This window comes from Nocardioides marmorisolisilvae (assembly GCF_003725775.1).
GTDB lineage: Bacteria > Actinomycetota > Actinomycetes > Propionibacteriales > Nocardioidaceae > Marmoricola > Marmoricola marmorisolisilvae.
On sequence record NZ_RJSG01000001.1, the window covers coordinates 114,883 to 130,713 of the forward strand.

The window sequence follows — 15,831 nt, forward strand, 5'->3', positions numbered from 1 at the left end:
AGGCCCGAAAAGGTTGCACGCGTCCCGTCACCCGTGCGAGAACCGGATCTCCGGCAGCACCCGACGCAGCCAGCTCGGCGCCCACCACGCGGCACGACCGGTCAGCCGGAGCAGCACCGGGAGCAGCACCAGGCGGACCAGGAACGCGTCGACCAGCACCGCGACCCCGAGCACGATGCCCATCTCCTTGGGCGGCAGCGGGCCGGAGAGCGCGAAGGTGAAGAACACAGCGACCATCACGGCACCGGCCGCGAAGACGACCCGGCCCGAGTGGGCGAGCGCCGCGACCATCGCCTCGCGCGGATCGCCGGTCCGCTCGTAGTGCTCCTTGGCCGAGGCGAGCAGGAACGCCGTGTAGTCCATCGCGATCGCGAAGATCATCGCGAAGAAGAACACCGGCGCCCACGCGTCGAGGAATCCCTGCGCGTCGAAGCCCAGGAGTCCTGAGCCCCAGCCCTCCTGGAAGACCAGGCGGGCGATGCCGAAGGCGGCGCCGACCGAGAGCAGGCTGGTCAGGGTGCCGAGGAGCGCGATCAGGGGGGCTTGCAGCGCGAAGACCAGCAGCAGGAACCCGAGTGCCAGCACCACGGCGATCACCACGGGGGTGGCGGCGTCCAGCTCCGCGGCGAGGTCGAGGTTCTCGACCGCCGCTCCCCCGACCAGGGCTCCGGGAGGAAGATCGGCCCGCAGCCGGTCAACGGTGGCCGACAGCGCCGCGGAGGTCGGACCCGAGGTCGGCATCGCCTGGATCAGCGCGAAGCCGCTGCCGTCGTCCGCAGGCTGGGCCGGGAACGCCATCGCGATCCCGTCCTCGGACCGGAGCACCCGGGTCGCCGCGGCGACCTGGTCACCGGGGACGACGACCTGGAGCGCGGCAGGCGCACCCGGACCGAACGCCGCCTGCACCTGGTCGTAGCCGACGCGGGCGGTCGCATCGTGCGGCAGCACCGCGATCGAGGGCATCGACGTGCGGAGCCCCACGACCGGGGCGGCGAGCAGAGCCAGGACAGCCAGGGCCGCCCCGCCGTACAGGGCCGGCCGGTTCGCCAGCCGCTCGGCCCAGGCCGCGAACCGCGGCGAGGTCGCGCGCTGGTGCTGCGACCACGGCAGTGCGAGCCGGTCCAGTCGTCGGTCGAGCTTGGCCAGCACCAGCGGCAGCAGGGTGAGCGTGGCACCGAGCACGAACACGACCGCGAGCATGATCCCGCCGGCCGCCGATCGGAATGCCGGCGACGGGACCAGCATCACCGCGGAGAGCGAGACCAGCACCGTCGCGCCGGAGAGCAGGATCGCCTTGCCCGCGGTGTCCATCGTCGCGGCGACGGCTGGTCGCACGTCGAGCTCCTGGCGGGCGGCCCGGAAGCGGACGACCAGGAACAGCGCGTAGTCGATCCCGAGCGCCAGGGCGAACATCATCGCGAAGTTCATCGCCCAGATGGAGACCGGGACGACGTGCGTGATCAGCACCAGCGAGCCGGCGGAGGCCACCAGGCCGGCCAGCGTGAGCAGCAGGGGCAGGCCCGCGGCGACGAGGGTTCCGAAGGCGAGCACGAGGATCGCCATCGTCACCGGCCAGGACAGCAGCTCCGAGGTCAGCATCGCCTTGAGGTTCGACTCGTTGAAGTCCGACCAGAGCGCCGAGGCGCCGGTGACCTCGACCTGGACGCCGTGTCCGGACAGCGCGGTCAGCGGGCCCTTCAGGTCGGACGCGGCGGCGACCATCTCGTTGGTGTCCCCGCGGGCCCCACCGAGCAGGACCGCCGTCCGGACGTCGCGGCTGACCGTGGCTCCCGGCGTCGGGGCGACCACGTCTGAGACCCGCGGGTCGGCCGCCAGGATCTGGGTGGCCCGTGCGATGACCTGCGCACCGCGGCCGGTGAGCACGGAGTCGCCGGTGACGACGACCTGGAGCGCCGAGCTCGCGTTGCCCCCGAAGTGTTCCTGGGCGAGCTTGCGCGCGGCCACCGACTCCGAGCCGTCGTCCTGCCAGCCGGCGCCCGAGAGCGACGACTCCACCTGCGGCGCGAACAGGCCGAGCCCGATGACCACGAACATCCAGAGCACCGCCGTACGGCGCCCGTTGTCGACGACCCAGAGGCCGAGGCGGCCCAGCGGACCGGCGGACAAGGTCGTGCGGATCCGCTCGAGCATCTCGGCGCGATCGTCGGAAGTCAGTGTCATCAGGGTTCTCCTCTGTCGTGAATCGATACCCCTTGGGGTATCGACTACGATGATCCTAGGAAACCCCCGGGGGTATGCTCCAGTTCACGATCTGTACTGCCTCCCCGACCACTCCCCTCACCGCTGAGGAGCACGATGAAGCTCGAACCCGCTGAGATGACGCCGGTGATCAACCGGATCAAGCGCGCCCAGGGCCAGCTCAACGGCATCCTGCGGATGCTCGAGGAGGGCCGCGAGTGCGAGGACGTCGTGACCCAGGTCGCCGCGGTCTCGCGCGCCCTCGACAAGGCCGGCTTCGCGATCGTCTCGATCGGCCTGCAGCAGGCGCTTAACAGTCCCGAGGGCATGCGTGCCCTGGACCTGCAGCGGATGGAGAAGCTCTTTCTCTCGCTCGCGTGACGGATCCGTGTCACAGATCCCGCTCGGCCGGTGTCTTCATGTCGACGAGCCCTCCCAGGGGCACCGGAACGAGGAGACGATCGACGATGAGCACGAAGACGTACGCGACCACCGAGGAGCGCCGCCAGGCCGCCCGCGTCCCGCTGGTGGAGGACCAGGACCTGTTCAGCAAGGCGGTCGGCTGGTACTCCCGGCGCACCTACGGCAAGGTCCTCGACAACGGCCTGGCGCTGCTGCACCACAAGCCGATCCTGTTCGCGATCATGAAGTTCGAGGGCAAGGTCGCCAAGTGGAACCGCCTCGACCCGGACCTCAAGCTGCTCGCCGAGGCCTGCAGCGCCGCGGTCATCGGCTGCAGCTGGTGCATGGACTTCGGGTACTGGGCAGGCCAGAGCAAGGGCCTGGACACGAGCAAGCTCGAGCACGTGCCGACCTGGCGCACCTCGGAGGTCTTCAGCCCGCTGGAGCGCCGCGTCCTCGAGTACGCCGAGGCGATGAGCGTGACCCCGCTCGAGGTGACCGACGAGATGGCCGAGGCGCTGCGCGCGGATCTCGGTGAGGATGGGTTCGTGGAGCTGACCATGATGATCGCCGTCGAGAACGAGCGCTCGCGGTTCAACAGCGCCATCGGGCTGACCAGCCAGGGCTTCAAGGAGTTCTGTGAGCTCCGCGGCTGACGACTTCGCCGACCACCGCGGGCTGCTGTTCACGGTGGCCTACGAGATGCTCGGCAGCGCTGCCGATGCCGAGGACGTCCTCCAGGAGTCCTGGCTGCGCTGCGCGGACGTGTTGTGGGACGAGGTGCGCGACCCGCGCGCGTACCTCGTCCGGGTCGTCACCCGGCAGAGCCTGAACCGGCTCCGCACGCTCCAGCGCCAGCGCGAGACGTACGTCGGCACCTGGCTGCCCGAGCCGCTGGTGACCGCACCGGACGTGGCCGACGACGTCGAGCTGGCCGACTCGGTCTCCTTCGCGATGCTGGTCGTCCTGGAGACCCTGACGCCGTTGGAGCGGGCCGTCTTCGTGCTGCGCGAGATCTTCGGCTTCGAGTACGCCGAGATCGCGGCGGCCACCGAGAAGACCGAGCCGGCCGTCCGCCAGCTCGCCTCGCGTGCCCGCAACCACGTCGAGGCCCGTCGGCCGCGCGTGGAGCTCCCGGAGAACAGCCAGGAGATCGTCGCGGAGTTCTTCATCGCCGCGAGTACCGGCCAGGTCGAGCCGCTCCTCGAGCTGCTCGCTCCCGACGTCGTGCTGCGCACCGATGGCGGCGGCATCAAGAAGGCGGCGCTCAACCCGATCCACGGCGCCTCCAAGGTGGCCCGCTTCCTGGCTGCCGTGGTGCCGACCGGCGCGCAGATCGACGTCGAGTGGGGAACCGTCAACGGGTCGCCGGCCCTGTTCCTGATCGTCGACGGCGAGCTCGACGCGGTCGGGACCGTCGTCGCCGAGCACGGTCTGGTCAAGGAGATCTACCTGGTGCGCAACCCGGAGAAGCTCACCGGCGTCGGCACGCAGCGCGAGATCACCCTGCGCTAGACCTGGGCGACGCGGTGAACGAGCTACGGAGTGACCGGCGCGTCCACCCAGCGCCGGCCGCGGTGCACCAGCTCCGCAGCTCCCTCGGTGAGCTCGGCGACGATCTCCTCGGCGATCGGGACCGCGACCATCGGCACGGCGAGCTGGAGCGTCGCGACGTCGGTGTAGTCGATCCGCAGCACGTTCGTTCCGCGTGAGCGCAGCTCGTGCTCGAGCCGACCGGCCGCGGCCAGGTCGACGGTGACGTCGACCAGCTCCTGCTCGACCCGCTCGATCAGCTCGGCTCCCTCGAGTGCCGCGCGGACCGCGTCGGCGTACGCACGCGACAGGCCGCCGGTGCCGAGCAGCGTGCCGCCGAACCAGCGGGTGACCACGGCCACCACGTCGAAGAGCTCGCGCCCGCGCAGCACCTCGAGCATGGGAGCCCCGCCGGTGCCGGGCGGCTCGCCGTCATCGCTCGAGCGCTCGACCGCGCCGGTGGGACCCAGGACGAAGGCCGAGCAGTGGTGCCGGGCATTCCAGTGCTCCCGGCGGGCCGCCTCGACCACTCCGCGCGCGGACATCTCGTCCTCCACGCGCACGATCAGGCAGCGGAACCGCGACCGGGACACCTCGATCTCGGCCTCTGCTTCTGAGGCGATCGTGAGGTAGCCCAACAGGTGCCCTTTGGCTCGTTCCGAGAAAAGTTGAGGTGGTGGCGGGGTACCCCTCCCAGGATCACCCCGCCACCTGATCCGTTGTGCGCCTGGCCAGTGGCCGGCGCTGCACCCCAACGGACCTCGGTCGCATCCATGTGGGGTACGGATACAGCGACCGTGAACTCACCTTAGAACATCGATGGGCACGGAACGAGTAGATCCGTGCAAATCGGGACTTTCGGACCTGGTGAGTCTCAACGGAAAGCGGCGATGAAGGTCAGCAGATCGGCCCGGGTGAGCACCCCGACGGGACGTCCGTCCTCCTGCACGAGCAGCGCGTCGGCGTCCCCGAGAGCGGTGATCGCCTCGGCCACGCCGGCCGATCCGCCGATCGTCGGGAGCGGCGGACTCATGTGGGCCTCGACCTGGTCGGCCAGCTTTGCGTTCCCGACGAACAGCGCGTCGAGCAGCGCCCGTTCGGAGACCGAACCGGCCACCTCGGCCGCCATCACCGGGGGCTCCGCGCGCACCACGGGCATCTGCGAGACGCCGTACTCGCGCAGGATGTTGATGGCCTCGGCCACCGTCTCGGTCGGGTGGGTGTGCACCAAGTCCGGGATCGAGCCGCTCTTGCCGCGCAGCACCTCGCCGACGGTCTGGTCGTCCTGCGCCGCGAGGAAGCCGTACTGCGCCAGCCAGTCGTCGTTGAACACCTTGGTCAGGTAGCCGCGGCCGGAGTCCGGGAGGAGCACCACGATGACGGCCTCGGGATCGTCGATCTCGGCCGCCAGCTGGGCCGCCGCGAACGCGGCCATGCCGGAGGAGCCGCCGACGAGCAGGCCTTCCTCGCGGGCCAGCCGGCGGGTGAAGGCGAACGAGTCGGCGTCTGAGACCTCGATGACGCGGTCGGCGACGCCGCGGTCGTAGGTGTCCGGCCAGAAGTCCTCACCGACGCCCTCGACCAGGTACGGGCGCCCGGTCCCGCCGGAGTAGACCGAGCCGGCCGGGTCGGCGCCGACCACCTGGATCGCCGGGTTCTGCTCCTTGAGGTAGCGACCGACGCCCGAGATGGTGCCGCCGGTGCCCATCCCGCAGACGAAGTGGGTGATCTTCCCCTCGGTCTGGCGCCAGATCTCCGGGCCGGTGTCCTCGTAGTGGCTGCGCGGATTGTTCGGGTTGGAGTACTGGTCCGGCTTCCAGGCGCCAGGCTCCTTGGAGAGCCGGTCGGAGACGTTGTAGTAGCTGTCGGGGTGCTCCGGTGCGACCGCGGTCGGGCACACCACGACCTCGGCGCCGTAGGCCTTGAGCACGTTGCGCTTGTCCTCGCTGACCTTGTCCGGGCAGACGAAGACGCACTTGTAGCCGCGCTGCTGGGCGACCAGGGCGAGCCCGACTCCGGTGTTGCCCGAGGTCGGCTCGACGATGGTGCCGCCGGGCTGGAGCTCGCCGGAGGCTTCCGCGGCGTCGATCATCCGGCGCGCGATCCGGTCCTTCACCGAGCCGCCGGGGTTGAGGTACTCGATCTTGGCCAGGACCAGCGGGCCATCGGTGTCGGCTGCCCGGTCCAGGCTCCTGCCGAGCTTGACCAGCGGGGTGTTGCCGATCAGGTCGAGGAGCGAGTCTGCGTATTCCATACGGCTCAACATAGTGGCCCCCTTTAGGGTTGCCGACGTGGGAAAGGCAGCAGCAGCTCGGAAGCTGGCGTCAGCCGCGGTGTTCGGCGGCGGTGGCCTCTCAGTCCTCGGCGCAGCGCTGTACGGCGTCCTGCGCGCCGAGGCGACCGTCGCCCGGCGTGTGATCGGCAAGTTCGAGGGACGGGTGCCGGACGCCACCGGGTGGTACGGGCGCGGACGACCGGGCCCGGCGATCAAGGTCGCCCTCCTCGGTGACTCCAGCGCGGCCGGGTACGGCGTGAGCCTGGTCGAGGAGACGCCGGGCGCGCACCTCGGCTCGGGGATCGCCGCACGGGCGAACCGCCGGGTGCACCTCGACGCGTTCTGCTTCACCGGAGCCAAGTCCAGCGACCTGGTCGGCCAGGTCAAGGCCGCACTGCCGACGGAGCCCGACCTGGCCGTCATCCTGATCGGCGCCAACGACGTCACCCACCGGATGCTGCCCTCGGAGTCGGTCCGCTACCTCTCCGAGGCCGTGCACCGGCTGCGTGAGCACGGGGTCGAGGTCGTCGTGGGCACCTGCCCCGACCTGGGCACCATCCGTCCGATCCCCCAGCCGCTGCGGTTCGTGGCGCGCACCTGGTCGCGCCGGCTGGCCGCTGCCCAGGCGATCGCGACCGTCGAGGCGGGCGGGCGATCGCTCTCGCTCGGCTCGATCCTCGGACCCGAGTTCGACGCCGCCCCGGCCCTGTTCTTCGGACCGGACCGCTTCCACCCCTCCGCGGCCGGCTACGCCTCGCTCGCCACCGTGCTGGTGCCGACCGCCCTCGCGGCACTCGGCCACGGCCCGGAGGACGAGACTCACCCGCGGGTCACCCGCGGAGAGGGCCTGCGCTCGATCGGCAAGGCCGCCGTGCACGCCAGCAAGAACCCCGGAACCGAGATCGACGGCACCGAGATCGCGGGCTCGACCCGCGGCCCCGGCGGCCGCTGGGTGCTGCAGATGCGCCGCCGCTGGCTGAACCCGGTGAACGCAGAAGCGCCCGAGTCCGAGGAGGACTCGAGCGCTTCCGAAGAGGTACCGACCAGCTAGTCGTTGCCTCGCAGGATCGCGAGGATCCGCAGCAGCTCGATGTAGATCCAGATGATCGTGACGGTGAAGCCGAACGCCGCACGCCACGACTCCCGCTCAGGCAGTCCGGCCGCGATGCCGCGCTCGACGAAGTCGAAGTCGAGGATCAGCATCAGCACACCGAGGCCGAGACCGACCACGCTCATCAGCAGGCCCAGGCCACCGAAGCCGTTGAAGCCGATGCTCGACTTGAAGATGCCGAGCACGGCGTCGAGCAGCGTGACGGCCACGAAGCCGAACATCATGCCGATCACCCAGGTGCGGAACTTGTTGCTCACCTGGATGTCGAAGATCTTGTACGCCGCGAGCGTGCCCGCGACGGCGGCGATCGTGCCGATGACCGCACCGGTGACGACACCGCCACCGAACTGCAGCTGGAACACCTTGCTCATGGCGCCGACGAAGAGGCCCTCGAGCGCGGCGTACGCGATCACCAGCGCGGGGCTGATGACCCGCTTGAACGAGTTCACCAGGCTGAGGATGAATCCGCCGAAGGCGCCGACGATGCTCAGCGTGTAGAGCAGCTGCGCCTTGTCGGTGTCGACCTTCGTGACGTCGTTGCCGTGGATGTCCTGGGTGTTGTGGAGCACGTCACCGGTGCCGATCCACACCGCGGCGGCGACGACGACCAGGATGCCCAGCGTGATACCGGTCTTCTGCACGACCGAGTCGATCGTCATCCGGCCGGTGCCTGCGCCGGTGTGCGTGATCGGACCGCCGTAGGCCGGCTGGTCGAAGCTCGCGTAGGACGTCTGGTTCTTGCCGTTGAAGCCCTCGGAGCGGGTGAAGACGGGGTTGCTGCTCTGCATGGTCTCCTCCTTGGAGGCCGAACCGGCTCACCACGGTGGCGCCGGCGTGATTGCTCGATCGTACCGAGCCGTCACATGATGAACGACGCCCGCCAGGCCAGTGTTCCCGCTTACGGCAGCGGTGTGATGGTCACGTTGACCGTGCCCGACCCGGTCCCGGTCAGGTCGACGTACGACCCGTTCTTGGTGACCGTGCCGGCACTGGTGGTGACCGTGTAGCCGTGCGGTGCCGTCAGCGGGCTCACGAAGATGTGTGTCGGCGCGGTGATGCTCGGGTCCGAGGTGAAGCTCATCGTGAACAGCCCGGTGGTCGTGTTGTAGCTGTAGGCGAGGTTCCGGCCCGCGGTCGCCTGGGGGTAGGTGCGCACCAGCTGGTCGAGCTTCGGCTTCGGGTTGCTGATGTCGGCGTCGTCGACGAACACGCCCTGGTCGGTGTCGGCCGTGGTCGGGTCGTTCCAGTACTTGTAGGCCCAGTACAGCCAGCTCATGTTGTTGGAGTCGGCCGAGTCGGCGTCGATCTGGATCGCGCGGTCGTTGTCGGTCGCGCCCCACTCCGACATCAGCGGCACCGCGTTCATCGCGTCGGCCTGCTTGAGCGCGTTGTTCTCCCGGTTGCGGGTGAACGCCTTGCAGCTCTCGGTCAGGTCGAGCGGGACGCCCAGCGACGCCGCGAACGTGGCGCTGCAGTAGTTGTGCCAGGACAGGCCGAGGTTGTTCTCCCCCGCGACCGAGGTCAGGTGCGTCGGGATCGGCAGACCGGCGGCGAGCTGCTGCGGCTCGTACCAGACGATGTTGGTCGGGTCGACGCTACGGATCCCGGCCAGCGCCTTGTTCTGCGCGGGCTGGAGCTCCTTCGCGTACGTCGAGGGGCAGCCGGCGATGAGGATGCACCCGGTCCACTCGTTCCCGGCCCACGGCTCGTTGATCAGGTCGTAGCCCATCGAGTACGGCTGGTCCTTGTAGCGGTTCGCGACCTGCTTCCAGAACGTCACCCAGTTGTCGAGCAGGCCGTTCTTGTTGGCCCAGAAGTTGTCGAAGACGGTCGAGACCTCAGGCGTCCAGTAGCCCTCGGGGAACGGCACCGGCGGGAACGGGAACAGCGACCACGGCAGCGGGCGCTTCACGGCCCACGCCGGCACGCCCTCGCCGCCGTACACCTCGTTCCACTGGTCCTGGTGCATGTCGAACTGCATCCAGACGCCCTTGGCGGCCATCAGGTCGATGACCCGCTGCCACTTGTCGAAGTAGCTGTTGTCGACGACGCCCGGAGCGGTCGGGTTCACGCCGGCCCAGAGGATGCCGAGCCGCGCACCGTTGAAGCCGTGGTCGTAGAGCCACTGCGCGTCAGCGGCGGTGAAGCCGTTCGCGGTGTCCGGCGGCGCGTAGGGCGCGCTCTTCCAGACGAAGTTGAAGCCGTGCACGATCACCTGGCGGCCGAACTGGTCGACCAGGTTGCGCCCTTCGCGGTGCAGCCGCGGCGTCGCCGGACCGTCGGCCTGGGCCGGGGTGACGAGGTTGCCGGAGACGGCGAACGTGGCGAGCAGGGCGAGGAGGGCGATCGCGAGCTTCTTCACAAGAACTGAAACGAGTTCTACGCATCGGGGTTACCCCGGTGCGGCTCCGGCGTCCGGTATGCCCCATGATCGTGCGGTGACCTCCGACGTGCATCCCGAGCCCGAGACCGCGGTCGTCGAGCCCGCCGAGCCCGCCGAGGTCCAGGCGCCGGAGGAGGAGGCGGCCAGCTTCGAGGACCTGATGGTCCGCAGCGAGCCGGAGAACGCGCTCAGCTATGACGAGTTCGGCATGCGGTTCATGAACCTGGTGCTGCACCGCGACCGGGTGATGGAGTCGATCAACCGGGTCCTCGGCGACGAGTTCCAGCTCGGCCCGATCGGCGCCGGCCCGGGACGCAGGGTCGCCAAGGCGACCGCCAACGGCACCTTCGGCAAGGCGTACGGCGAGGCGCTGCCCGACGTCGTGGGCTACCAGGTGAACCTGCCGGTCGACGTGGCCTTCCACCTCGACCTCGGCGTCGACATGCTGCGCTTCAACGCCCAGGTGCTGCTGCCGCTGCGCCTGACCATGGAGCTCGTCGAGCCGCTGACGATCCTCTGGCACATCACGCCGCCGAACCCGGACGACGTGGAGATGACCTTGGACGCGGACAGCCGGCGCGCGACCGTGCTACAGAAGCTGACCGGGCTCGACGGCGAGCTGCGCCGCTTCATCGTCCGCTTCGTCGACCGCGAGCTGGAGAAGCCGCACGTCCGCAAGGCCATGCGGATCGACCTGGTGACGCTGATCGACAACGCGTGGCCGCACATCGCGGCCCAGTTCATGCCGAACGGGCCCGAGGACCGCGGCTAGGAACCTAAGCGGTCAGGTGCCCGGGCGGTTGGGGACGAAGTCGTGCGGTGAGGCCCCGGCCAGTGCCAGACCGACCGCGATGGCCGCGGCGAGCGCGACCCCGAAGATGATGCCCATGCCGTAGGGGCCGGTCTTGTCGCCGGCCAGCATGATCAGGCCCGCGATCATCGAGAACATCAGCACGAGCAGCACGCGCTGGTCGCCGGGCGCGATGAAGATGTAGCCGATGTTGACCAGCGTCGAGATGACTGTCGCGATCGCCAGGTCACCGCGGCTGGTGTCGCCCGGGGTCGTCTGCTGCTGCTCCTGCTGTTCCACCGGCCCATGGTCGCACCCGAGGTTGAGCGTTTCCTGAGCGGGTCCGGATGCGGCGGATCTGTGCCCCGGGTGGGGGTCGAACCCACACTGAACGGTTTTTAAGACCGCTTCCTCTGCCGATTGGGATACCAGGGCTATACCCCGCGACCCTAGGACATCACTACCGTGGTCGCATGAGGCGTGCACGTGCCCTCAGCGTCGTACCGGCGCTCCTGCTGGTGGTTCTCCTGGCCGGCGGCTGCAGCCTGAAGAAGAGCAGCAGCAACTGCACGACCGACCCCGGGATGACCGGCGGAGGCACCTCGGTGTGCACCAAGCCGCCGCCGAGCCAGTTCACCCAGCTCGGCCAGTAACGACCGCCGTTGATCGGTAACCGATCTGCGACACGCCCATGTCAGAAAGGGCGCAGAACGGGATTTCGGACGCGTGCTCTCAATAGCATCGGCAGACAGATCACTCGCCACCCTCCCCTTCCCCCACTGACGAGGACGGCAGGACTTCCCCATGTTCCGCGTATTTCTCCTGCTCGTGACGGCATCGGTCGCCCTGTACATCGCGGGCGGTCCCAGCGTGCTGCTCGAGGCCGACCACTCGGTCAGCAACCTGGTCAGCAGCAACCGCGCGAGCACCAGCAGCGGCGTGCTGAACCGCCCCGCCATCCGCGTGCTCTCGGCGCCCGACGAGCTCGAGCTCGGTCAGCCCGGCACCGCCGAGGTCCAGGCCGAGTCGCCGGCCGTGCCGGGGACGACGATCTACCTGCGCACCGCCGGCACCTACGGCCTGGGCTACAACCAGGTGAGCAAGGCGGTCCTCGACGACAACCTGCGGGCGAGCCTGCCGATCACCGGCCGGGCCTACAAGGGCAGCTTCAACTACTGGGCGACGATCAAGGCGACCGCGAGCTACCAGGAGGGTGACAGCGCGTCCTGGGCGATCACCATCGCCGCGGCGCCGCCCCCGCCGGCCCCGAAGTGCGGCGACGGACCGGACCCGGTCAAGGCCGACGGCACCTCGTGGACCTGCTCGTACGACGACGAGTTCGACGGTTCGACCCTGGACCGTCGCTTCTGGGTACCACAGGTCACCGCGACCAGCGGCGCGACCACCGGAACCAGCTCGATGTACGCGTGCGCGACCGACAGTCCCGACACCATCGGCGTCGCCAACGGCAACCTCGAGCTGTCCCTGGTGCAGCTGCCGGCGCCGGTGAAGTGCGGCAAGGGCAAGACCTCCCAGTACGCCTACGGGCAGGTCATGCACTTCCAGACGTTCTCGCAGACCTACGGCAAGTACGAGGTGCGCGCGAAGATCCCGGACGTCAGCGACCCGGGCGTGCAGGAGACGTTCTGGCTGTGGCCGAACAAGAACTCCTACGGCCAGTGGCCGGCCTCGGGCGAGATCGACTTCGCCGAGCTCTACAGCAAGTACGCCGACACCGACAAGCCGTACATCCACTACTACCCGGGCTCGACGAGCGCAGGGACGAACAACAACGTCACCACGGCCAAGTGCCCGATCAAGGTCGGCGAGTTCAACACCTACGGCCTCGAGTGGGCTCCCGGGCGGCTGACCATCCTGCTCAACGGCGACGTCTGCATGATCGACGACTACTCCTCCGCGCTGGCCACGCTGCACGGCAAGACCTCACCGTTCGACAAGCCGTTCTTCCTGGCGCTGACCCAGGCGATGGGCACGACCGGGAACGTCTACGACACGAACGTGGTGCCGGACAAGGTCACCACGTTGGTGGACTACGTGCGCATCTGGAAGTGACGCGCGTAGCCTGCCAGGCGTGAGACCCCTCCCCTCCCTGGTTCGTGCTGCCCTCGCCCTGCTCGCCGCTGCCCTGCTGGCGAGCGTCCTCGTCGCTCCGTCGGGCACGGCGGCGACCGCCAGTGCCTACGCCCCGCTGAACCGTCCCGGTCCGGCACTGCACGTCGCGAAGGCGACGCTGGCCAAGGCGCTGGTCTGCCACAACGACCTGCGCACCGCGCCGGGCGAGCCGGTGCTGCTCAGCCCCGCCACCGGCGTCACGCCGGTACAGAACTACTCCTGGAACTACGAGCGCGCGTTCCGGGCCCAGAAGCGCGCCTGGTGCACGGTCACGATGCCGTTCCACACCCTCGGCGACATCCAGACAGCCGGCGAGTACCTCGTCTACGCGATCCGCACGATGCACGCCAAGGCCGGGCGCCGGATCGCGGTGATGGGCCACAGCCAGGGCGGCATGTCGATGCGCTGGGCACTGCGGTTCTGGCCGGACACCCGGGCGATGGTCGACGACGTGATCGGCATGGCCGGGTCCAACCACGGCACCAAGGCCGCCGCGCTGTCAGCGCCGGAGGGCAGCAAGCTCCCGCCCGCTTCGCTCCAGCAGGGCGCTGGCTCGAACTTCATCAAGGCGCTGAACAGCGGCGCGGAGACGTTCGCCGGGATCAGCTACACCGAGATCTACACCCACACCGACGAGGTGGTGCAGCCGAACAACACCGCTGCCAACTCGTCGTCCTCGTTGCACACCGGCAACGGCATGATCACGAACGTCGCCACCCAGAGCGTGTGCCACGGGGACGTGTTCGAGCACCTGACGGTCGGCACCATCGACCCGACGACGTACGCCCTGGTGATGGACGCGCTGACCCACAAGGGTCCGGCCGTGCCGTCGCGGATCGGTCGCGCATCGTGCTCGAAGCTGTACCAGCCGGGCGTCGACCCGACGAACGTGCAGACCTACGTGCAGGTGCTGGCCGCAGCGCCGGGCCTGCTGGCCGTGAGCGTCCCGTTCGTGAACGTGGTCGGGGCGCCCGAGGTCAGCAAGGAGCCGGCGCTGCGGTGCTACGTCTACGCGGACGGCTGCTGAGCCGTTCTCCGGATCACTTCACCCGGCCGTAGTAGACCGAGCTGGTCCAGAGCTTCTCCAGCCGGACACGGGCGCCCGAGTACGGCGCGTGCCAGATGTAGCCGTTACCGGCGTAGATCCCGACGTGGTAGATGCCGCGCGAGTTGTGGAAGAACACCAGGTCTCCCTTGTGGCGCCAGCGCGAGATGATGTGGTGCACGTCGCTGTCGTTGTACTGGCCCGCGGCCGAGTGCGGCAGCGACCGGCCCAGCTTGGCGAGCGTCCACTTGGTCAGACCGGAGCAGTCGAACCGGGTCGGGCCGTCCGCGCCGTACTGGTACGGCGAACCCTTGCGGGTCGAGGCCGTGTAGGAGATCCGGTCACCGAAGGTGGCGGTCGAGGCCTCGGCGCTCGACACCGGCATGCTGACCAGGGTGGTGAGGGTGAGCAGCGCGGCGACCAGGGTGAGCGCGCGCGCCAGAGTACGACGGATTGACGTCGTCATGATGAACCTGAACGGTCACGCTTGCGAGGGTTGACCTGTCGGATTCGGGCTACCGTTGCCCGGCCACTCTCGTGGCTTCACCCCAAGTCCCTGACCGGTTCCCGATGTCACCGGGGGGACGTACTGCTGGTTCCTCCGCGCCCGTCATAACGCTCGCTTTCGCGTCGTCGTCACCTGGCTCATGACGGGCCTCAGCGTGAGAACAGGTGGCTCCCGTCGTTGGACGGGGCACATCCAGTGGACCCGAACTCGCCAGTAGCTCTTGACCGCTCACGCGGGGACTGTGAGCCAGCACACCGGGTTGACCTGGATCACACCTGGGGCCGAAAACCCTTGAAAACAAGGGGTTCTGAGCGTCAGAGGTAGGTCTTCCGGGCGTGCAGGGCGTGGGCTCCGGCGACCCGGTCCAGGAACAGCAGTCCGTCGCAGTGGTCGATCTCGTGCTGCAGCGCGCGAGCCTCGAATGCTTCAGCCTCGAGGACCACTTCGGCCCCGCTTCCGGGCTCGAAACCGCGCACGACCAGGCGGGACGCCCGCTTCACGTCGCCGGTCAGATCGGGGACGCTCATGCAGCCCTCACGCGCCTTCTCGTTGCGGGTCGCGCTGATCACCTCGGCGTTGCACAGCACGAAGGTGCCGTGGTGGCCGCGGGTCTTGGGGTGCGCGGAGACGTCGACGCAGAAGACCTTCGCGCTGATCCCGACCTGCGGCGCGGCAAGGCCGACGCACCCCGGCGAGACCCGCATCGTCGCGACCAGGTCCGCCGCGAGCTGCACGATCTCCGTCGCGGTGGGGTCGACCAACGCGCCGGGGCGGGACAGCACCGGATCAGGCGCCCGGACGACCGGGAGGACGCGACCTCCCGCGCTCTCCTGGGGGGTCACAGGTCGTCGCTCTCCAGCGGCCGCAGGGTGACACCGACGCCGAGCTCACCCGCAACTCCCTCCAGCGCTCGCTGCAGCCCGGCCACGTCGGCGGACCCGGGCAGGTCCACCTCGGCGATCAGCACGTAGAGGTCGCCGGCGAGGCGGGTGGTCAGGTCGGTGATGTTGCCGCTGACCTTCGCCACCTCGGCGACCACGGCCGAGACGATCCCGGGGCGGTCACCTCCGTGCACGCTGAGCAGGTACGCCGAACCGCGGCTGCTCACGGACTCGGTCGGGATCTCCCGCACCGACACCGAGAGCGACCCGTCGGCGGTCAGACCGGCCAGGGACTCCTCGACGGTTCCCGCGTCGGATGCGCCGTCGGTGACGAGCATCATCGCGAAGTGCCCGCGCAGCAGCGTCATCGTGGAGTCCTCGATGTTCAGCCCGAGCTGGGCCAGCACTCCGGTGGTCTCGGCGATGATGCCGGGGCGGTCGTGGCCGAGGACGGTGATGGCGAGGAGCGGCATGGAGGGAGTCTGCCACCTCCGGGCCGAGCCGTGACCAACTCGTGACCTCACCGAGGCACTTTCCCCTTGTGGACAAGGGTTTTGGGCCCTTTTCGCTT

General features: G+C 69.2%; 17 protein-coding genes, 1 tRNA gene and 1 riboswitch. Of the genes, 8 read left to right on the plus strand and 10 right to left on the minus strand.

The features are described from left to right. Positions 1 to 27: 27 nt before the first annotated feature. Positions 28 to 2,181 carry an MMPL family transporter gene (locus EFL95_RS00565; protein WP_123232123.1) on the minus strand — a complete coding sequence of 718 codons (2,154 nt, stop codon included), beginning with the start codon at positions 2,179 to 2,181 and terminating at the stop codon, positions 28 to 30. Between the two features lie 135 nt (positions 2,182 to 2,316). Between EFL95_RS00565 and EFL95_RS00570 the strand changes: the two genes are divergently transcribed. The 3 genes from EFL95_RS00570 (at position 2,317) to EFL95_RS00580 (ending at position 4,116) form a co-directional block, all read left to right on the plus strand. Further along, the gene (locus EFL95_RS00570; protein WP_123232124.1) at positions 2,317 to 2,580 is read left to right on the plus strand and encodes a metal-sensitive transcriptional regulator; all 264 of its coding nucleotides are present in this window, start codon (positions 2,317 to 2,319) and stop codon (positions 2,578 to 2,580) included. An 86-nt stretch (positions 2,581 to 2,666) separates the two neighbouring features. After that, on the plus strand, positions 2,667 to 3,257 hold the full coding sequence (locus EFL95_RS00575; protein WP_123232125.1) for a carboxymuconolactone decarboxylase family protein: 591 nt from the start codon (positions 2,667 to 2,669) through the stop codon (positions 3,255 to 3,257). Then, positions 3,241 to 4,116, plus strand: coding sequence for an RNA polymerase sigma-70 factor (locus tag EFL95_RS00580; protein ID WP_123232126.1), 876 nt, complete (start codon positions 3,241 to 3,243; stop codon positions 4,114 to 4,116). The genes EFL95_RS00575 and EFL95_RS00580 overlap by 17 nt, the downstream gene beginning before the upstream one ends. 23 nt (positions 4,117 to 4,139) lie before the next feature. Here the strand turns inward: EFL95_RS00580 and EFL95_RS00585 are convergent, their stop codons facing one another. After that, positions 4,140 to 4,772 carry an IMPACT family protein gene (locus tag EFL95_RS00585; RefSeq protein WP_246004735.1) on the minus strand — a complete coding sequence of 211 codons (633 nt, stop codon included), beginning with the start codon at positions 4,770 to 4,772 and terminating at the stop codon, positions 4,140 to 4,142. 236 nt (positions 4,773 to 5,008) lie between these two features. After that, entirely contained in the window at positions 5,009 to 6,388 is a 1,380-nt protein-coding gene (locus EFL95_RS00590) for a cystathionine beta-synthase (protein WP_123232127.1), read from the minus strand. Between the two features lie 37 nt (positions 6,389 to 6,425). Here EFL95_RS00590 and EFL95_RS00595 point away from each other — a divergent pair, with 37 nt between their 5' ends. Then, complete coding sequence (locus EFL95_RS00595) at positions 6,426 to 7,460, plus strand: SGNH/GDSL hydrolase family protein (protein ID WP_123232128.1); 1,035 nt, start codon at positions 6,426 to 6,428, stop codon at positions 7,458 to 7,460. Here EFL95_RS00595 and EFL95_RS00600 read toward each other — a convergent pair. Further along, a complete protein-coding gene (locus tag EFL95_RS00600) occupies positions 7,457 to 8,308 on the minus strand; it encodes a Bax inhibitor-1/YccA family protein (protein WP_123232129.1) in 852 nt (283 codons plus the stop codon). The two genes, EFL95_RS00595 and EFL95_RS00600, sit on opposite strands and share 4 nt — an antisense overlap. A gap of 110 nt (positions 8,309 to 8,418) precedes the next feature. Further along, positions 8,419 to 9,882, minus strand: a complete 1,464-nt coding sequence (locus tag EFL95_RS00605) for a cellulase family glycosylhydrolase (RefSeq protein ID WP_123232130.1) — start codon at positions 9,880 to 9,882, stop codon at positions 8,419 to 8,421. A gap of 76 nt (positions 9,883 to 9,958) precedes the next feature. On the opposite strand from EFL95_RS00605, the gene EFL95_RS00610 reads away from it, so the two are divergent. Next, the gene (locus EFL95_RS00610) at positions 9,959 to 10,675 is read left to right on the plus strand and encodes a hypothetical protein (RefSeq protein ID WP_123232131.1); all 717 of its coding nucleotides are present in this window, start codon (positions 9,959 to 9,961) and stop codon (positions 10,673 to 10,675) included. 12 nt (positions 10,676 to 10,687) lie between these two features. Here the strand turns inward: EFL95_RS00610 and EFL95_RS00615 are convergent, their stop codons facing one another. Both EFL95_RS00615 and EFL95_RS00620 read right to left on the minus strand, forming a co-directional pair. Then, the gene (locus tag EFL95_RS00615; RefSeq protein WP_123232132.1) at positions 10,688 to 10,993 is read right to left on the minus strand and encodes a hypothetical protein; all 306 of its coding nucleotides are present in this window, start codon (positions 10,991 to 10,993) and stop codon (positions 10,688 to 10,690) included. 61 nt (positions 10,994 to 11,054) lie between these two features. Further along, a tRNA-Leu gene (locus tag EFL95_RS00620) sits at positions 11,055 to 11,128 on the minus strand. A 38-nt stretch (positions 11,129 to 11,166) separates the two neighbouring features. Here EFL95_RS00620 and EFL95_RS00625 point away from each other — a divergent pair. The 3 genes from EFL95_RS00625 (at position 11,167) to EFL95_RS00635 (ending at position 13,853) form a co-directional block, all read left to right on the plus strand. After that, entirely contained in the window at positions 11,167 to 11,346 is a 180-nt protein-coding gene (locus EFL95_RS00625) for a hypothetical protein (RefSeq protein ID WP_123232133.1), read from the plus strand. Between the two features lie 151 nt (positions 11,347 to 11,497). After that, on the plus strand, positions 11,498 to 12,766 hold the full coding sequence (locus tag EFL95_RS00630) for a glycoside hydrolase family 16 protein (protein ID WP_123232134.1): 1,269 nt from the start codon (positions 11,498 to 11,500) through the stop codon (positions 12,764 to 12,766). A gap of 19 nt (positions 12,767 to 12,785) precedes the next feature. Then, entirely contained in the window at positions 12,786 to 13,853 is a 1,068-nt protein-coding gene (locus tag EFL95_RS00635) for a lipase family alpha/beta hydrolase (protein ID WP_123232135.1), read from the plus strand. Positions 13,854 to 13,866: 13 nt separating this feature from the next. On the opposite strand, the gene EFL95_RS00640 is transcribed toward EFL95_RS00635, so the two are convergent. The 3 genes from EFL95_RS00640 to EFL95_RS00650 form a co-directional block, all read right to left on the minus strand. After that, positions 13,867 to 14,337, minus strand: coding sequence for a C40 family peptidase (locus EFL95_RS00640; RefSeq protein ID WP_123232136.1), 471 nt, complete (start codon positions 14,335 to 14,337; stop codon positions 13,867 to 13,869). Positions 14,338 to 14,340: 3 nt separating this feature from the next. After that, positions 14,341 to 14,511: riboswitch (cyclic di-AMP (ydaO/yuaA leader) on the minus strand. A gap of 182 nt (positions 14,512 to 14,693) precedes the next feature. Then, positions 14,694 to 15,221: a peptide deformylase gene (gene def, locus EFL95_RS00645; RefSeq protein ID WP_123232137.1), complete on the minus strand. Its 528-nt coding sequence runs from the start codon at positions 15,219 to 15,221 to the stop codon at positions 14,694 to 14,696. After that, positions 15,218 to 15,733, minus strand: coding sequence for a glycine cleavage system transcriptional repressor (locus EFL95_RS00650; protein ID WP_123232138.1), 516 nt, complete (start codon positions 15,731 to 15,733; stop codon positions 15,218 to 15,220). The genes def and EFL95_RS00650 overlap by 4 nt, the downstream gene beginning before the upstream one ends. Between the last annotated feature and the right edge of the window lie 98 nt (positions 15,734 to 15,831).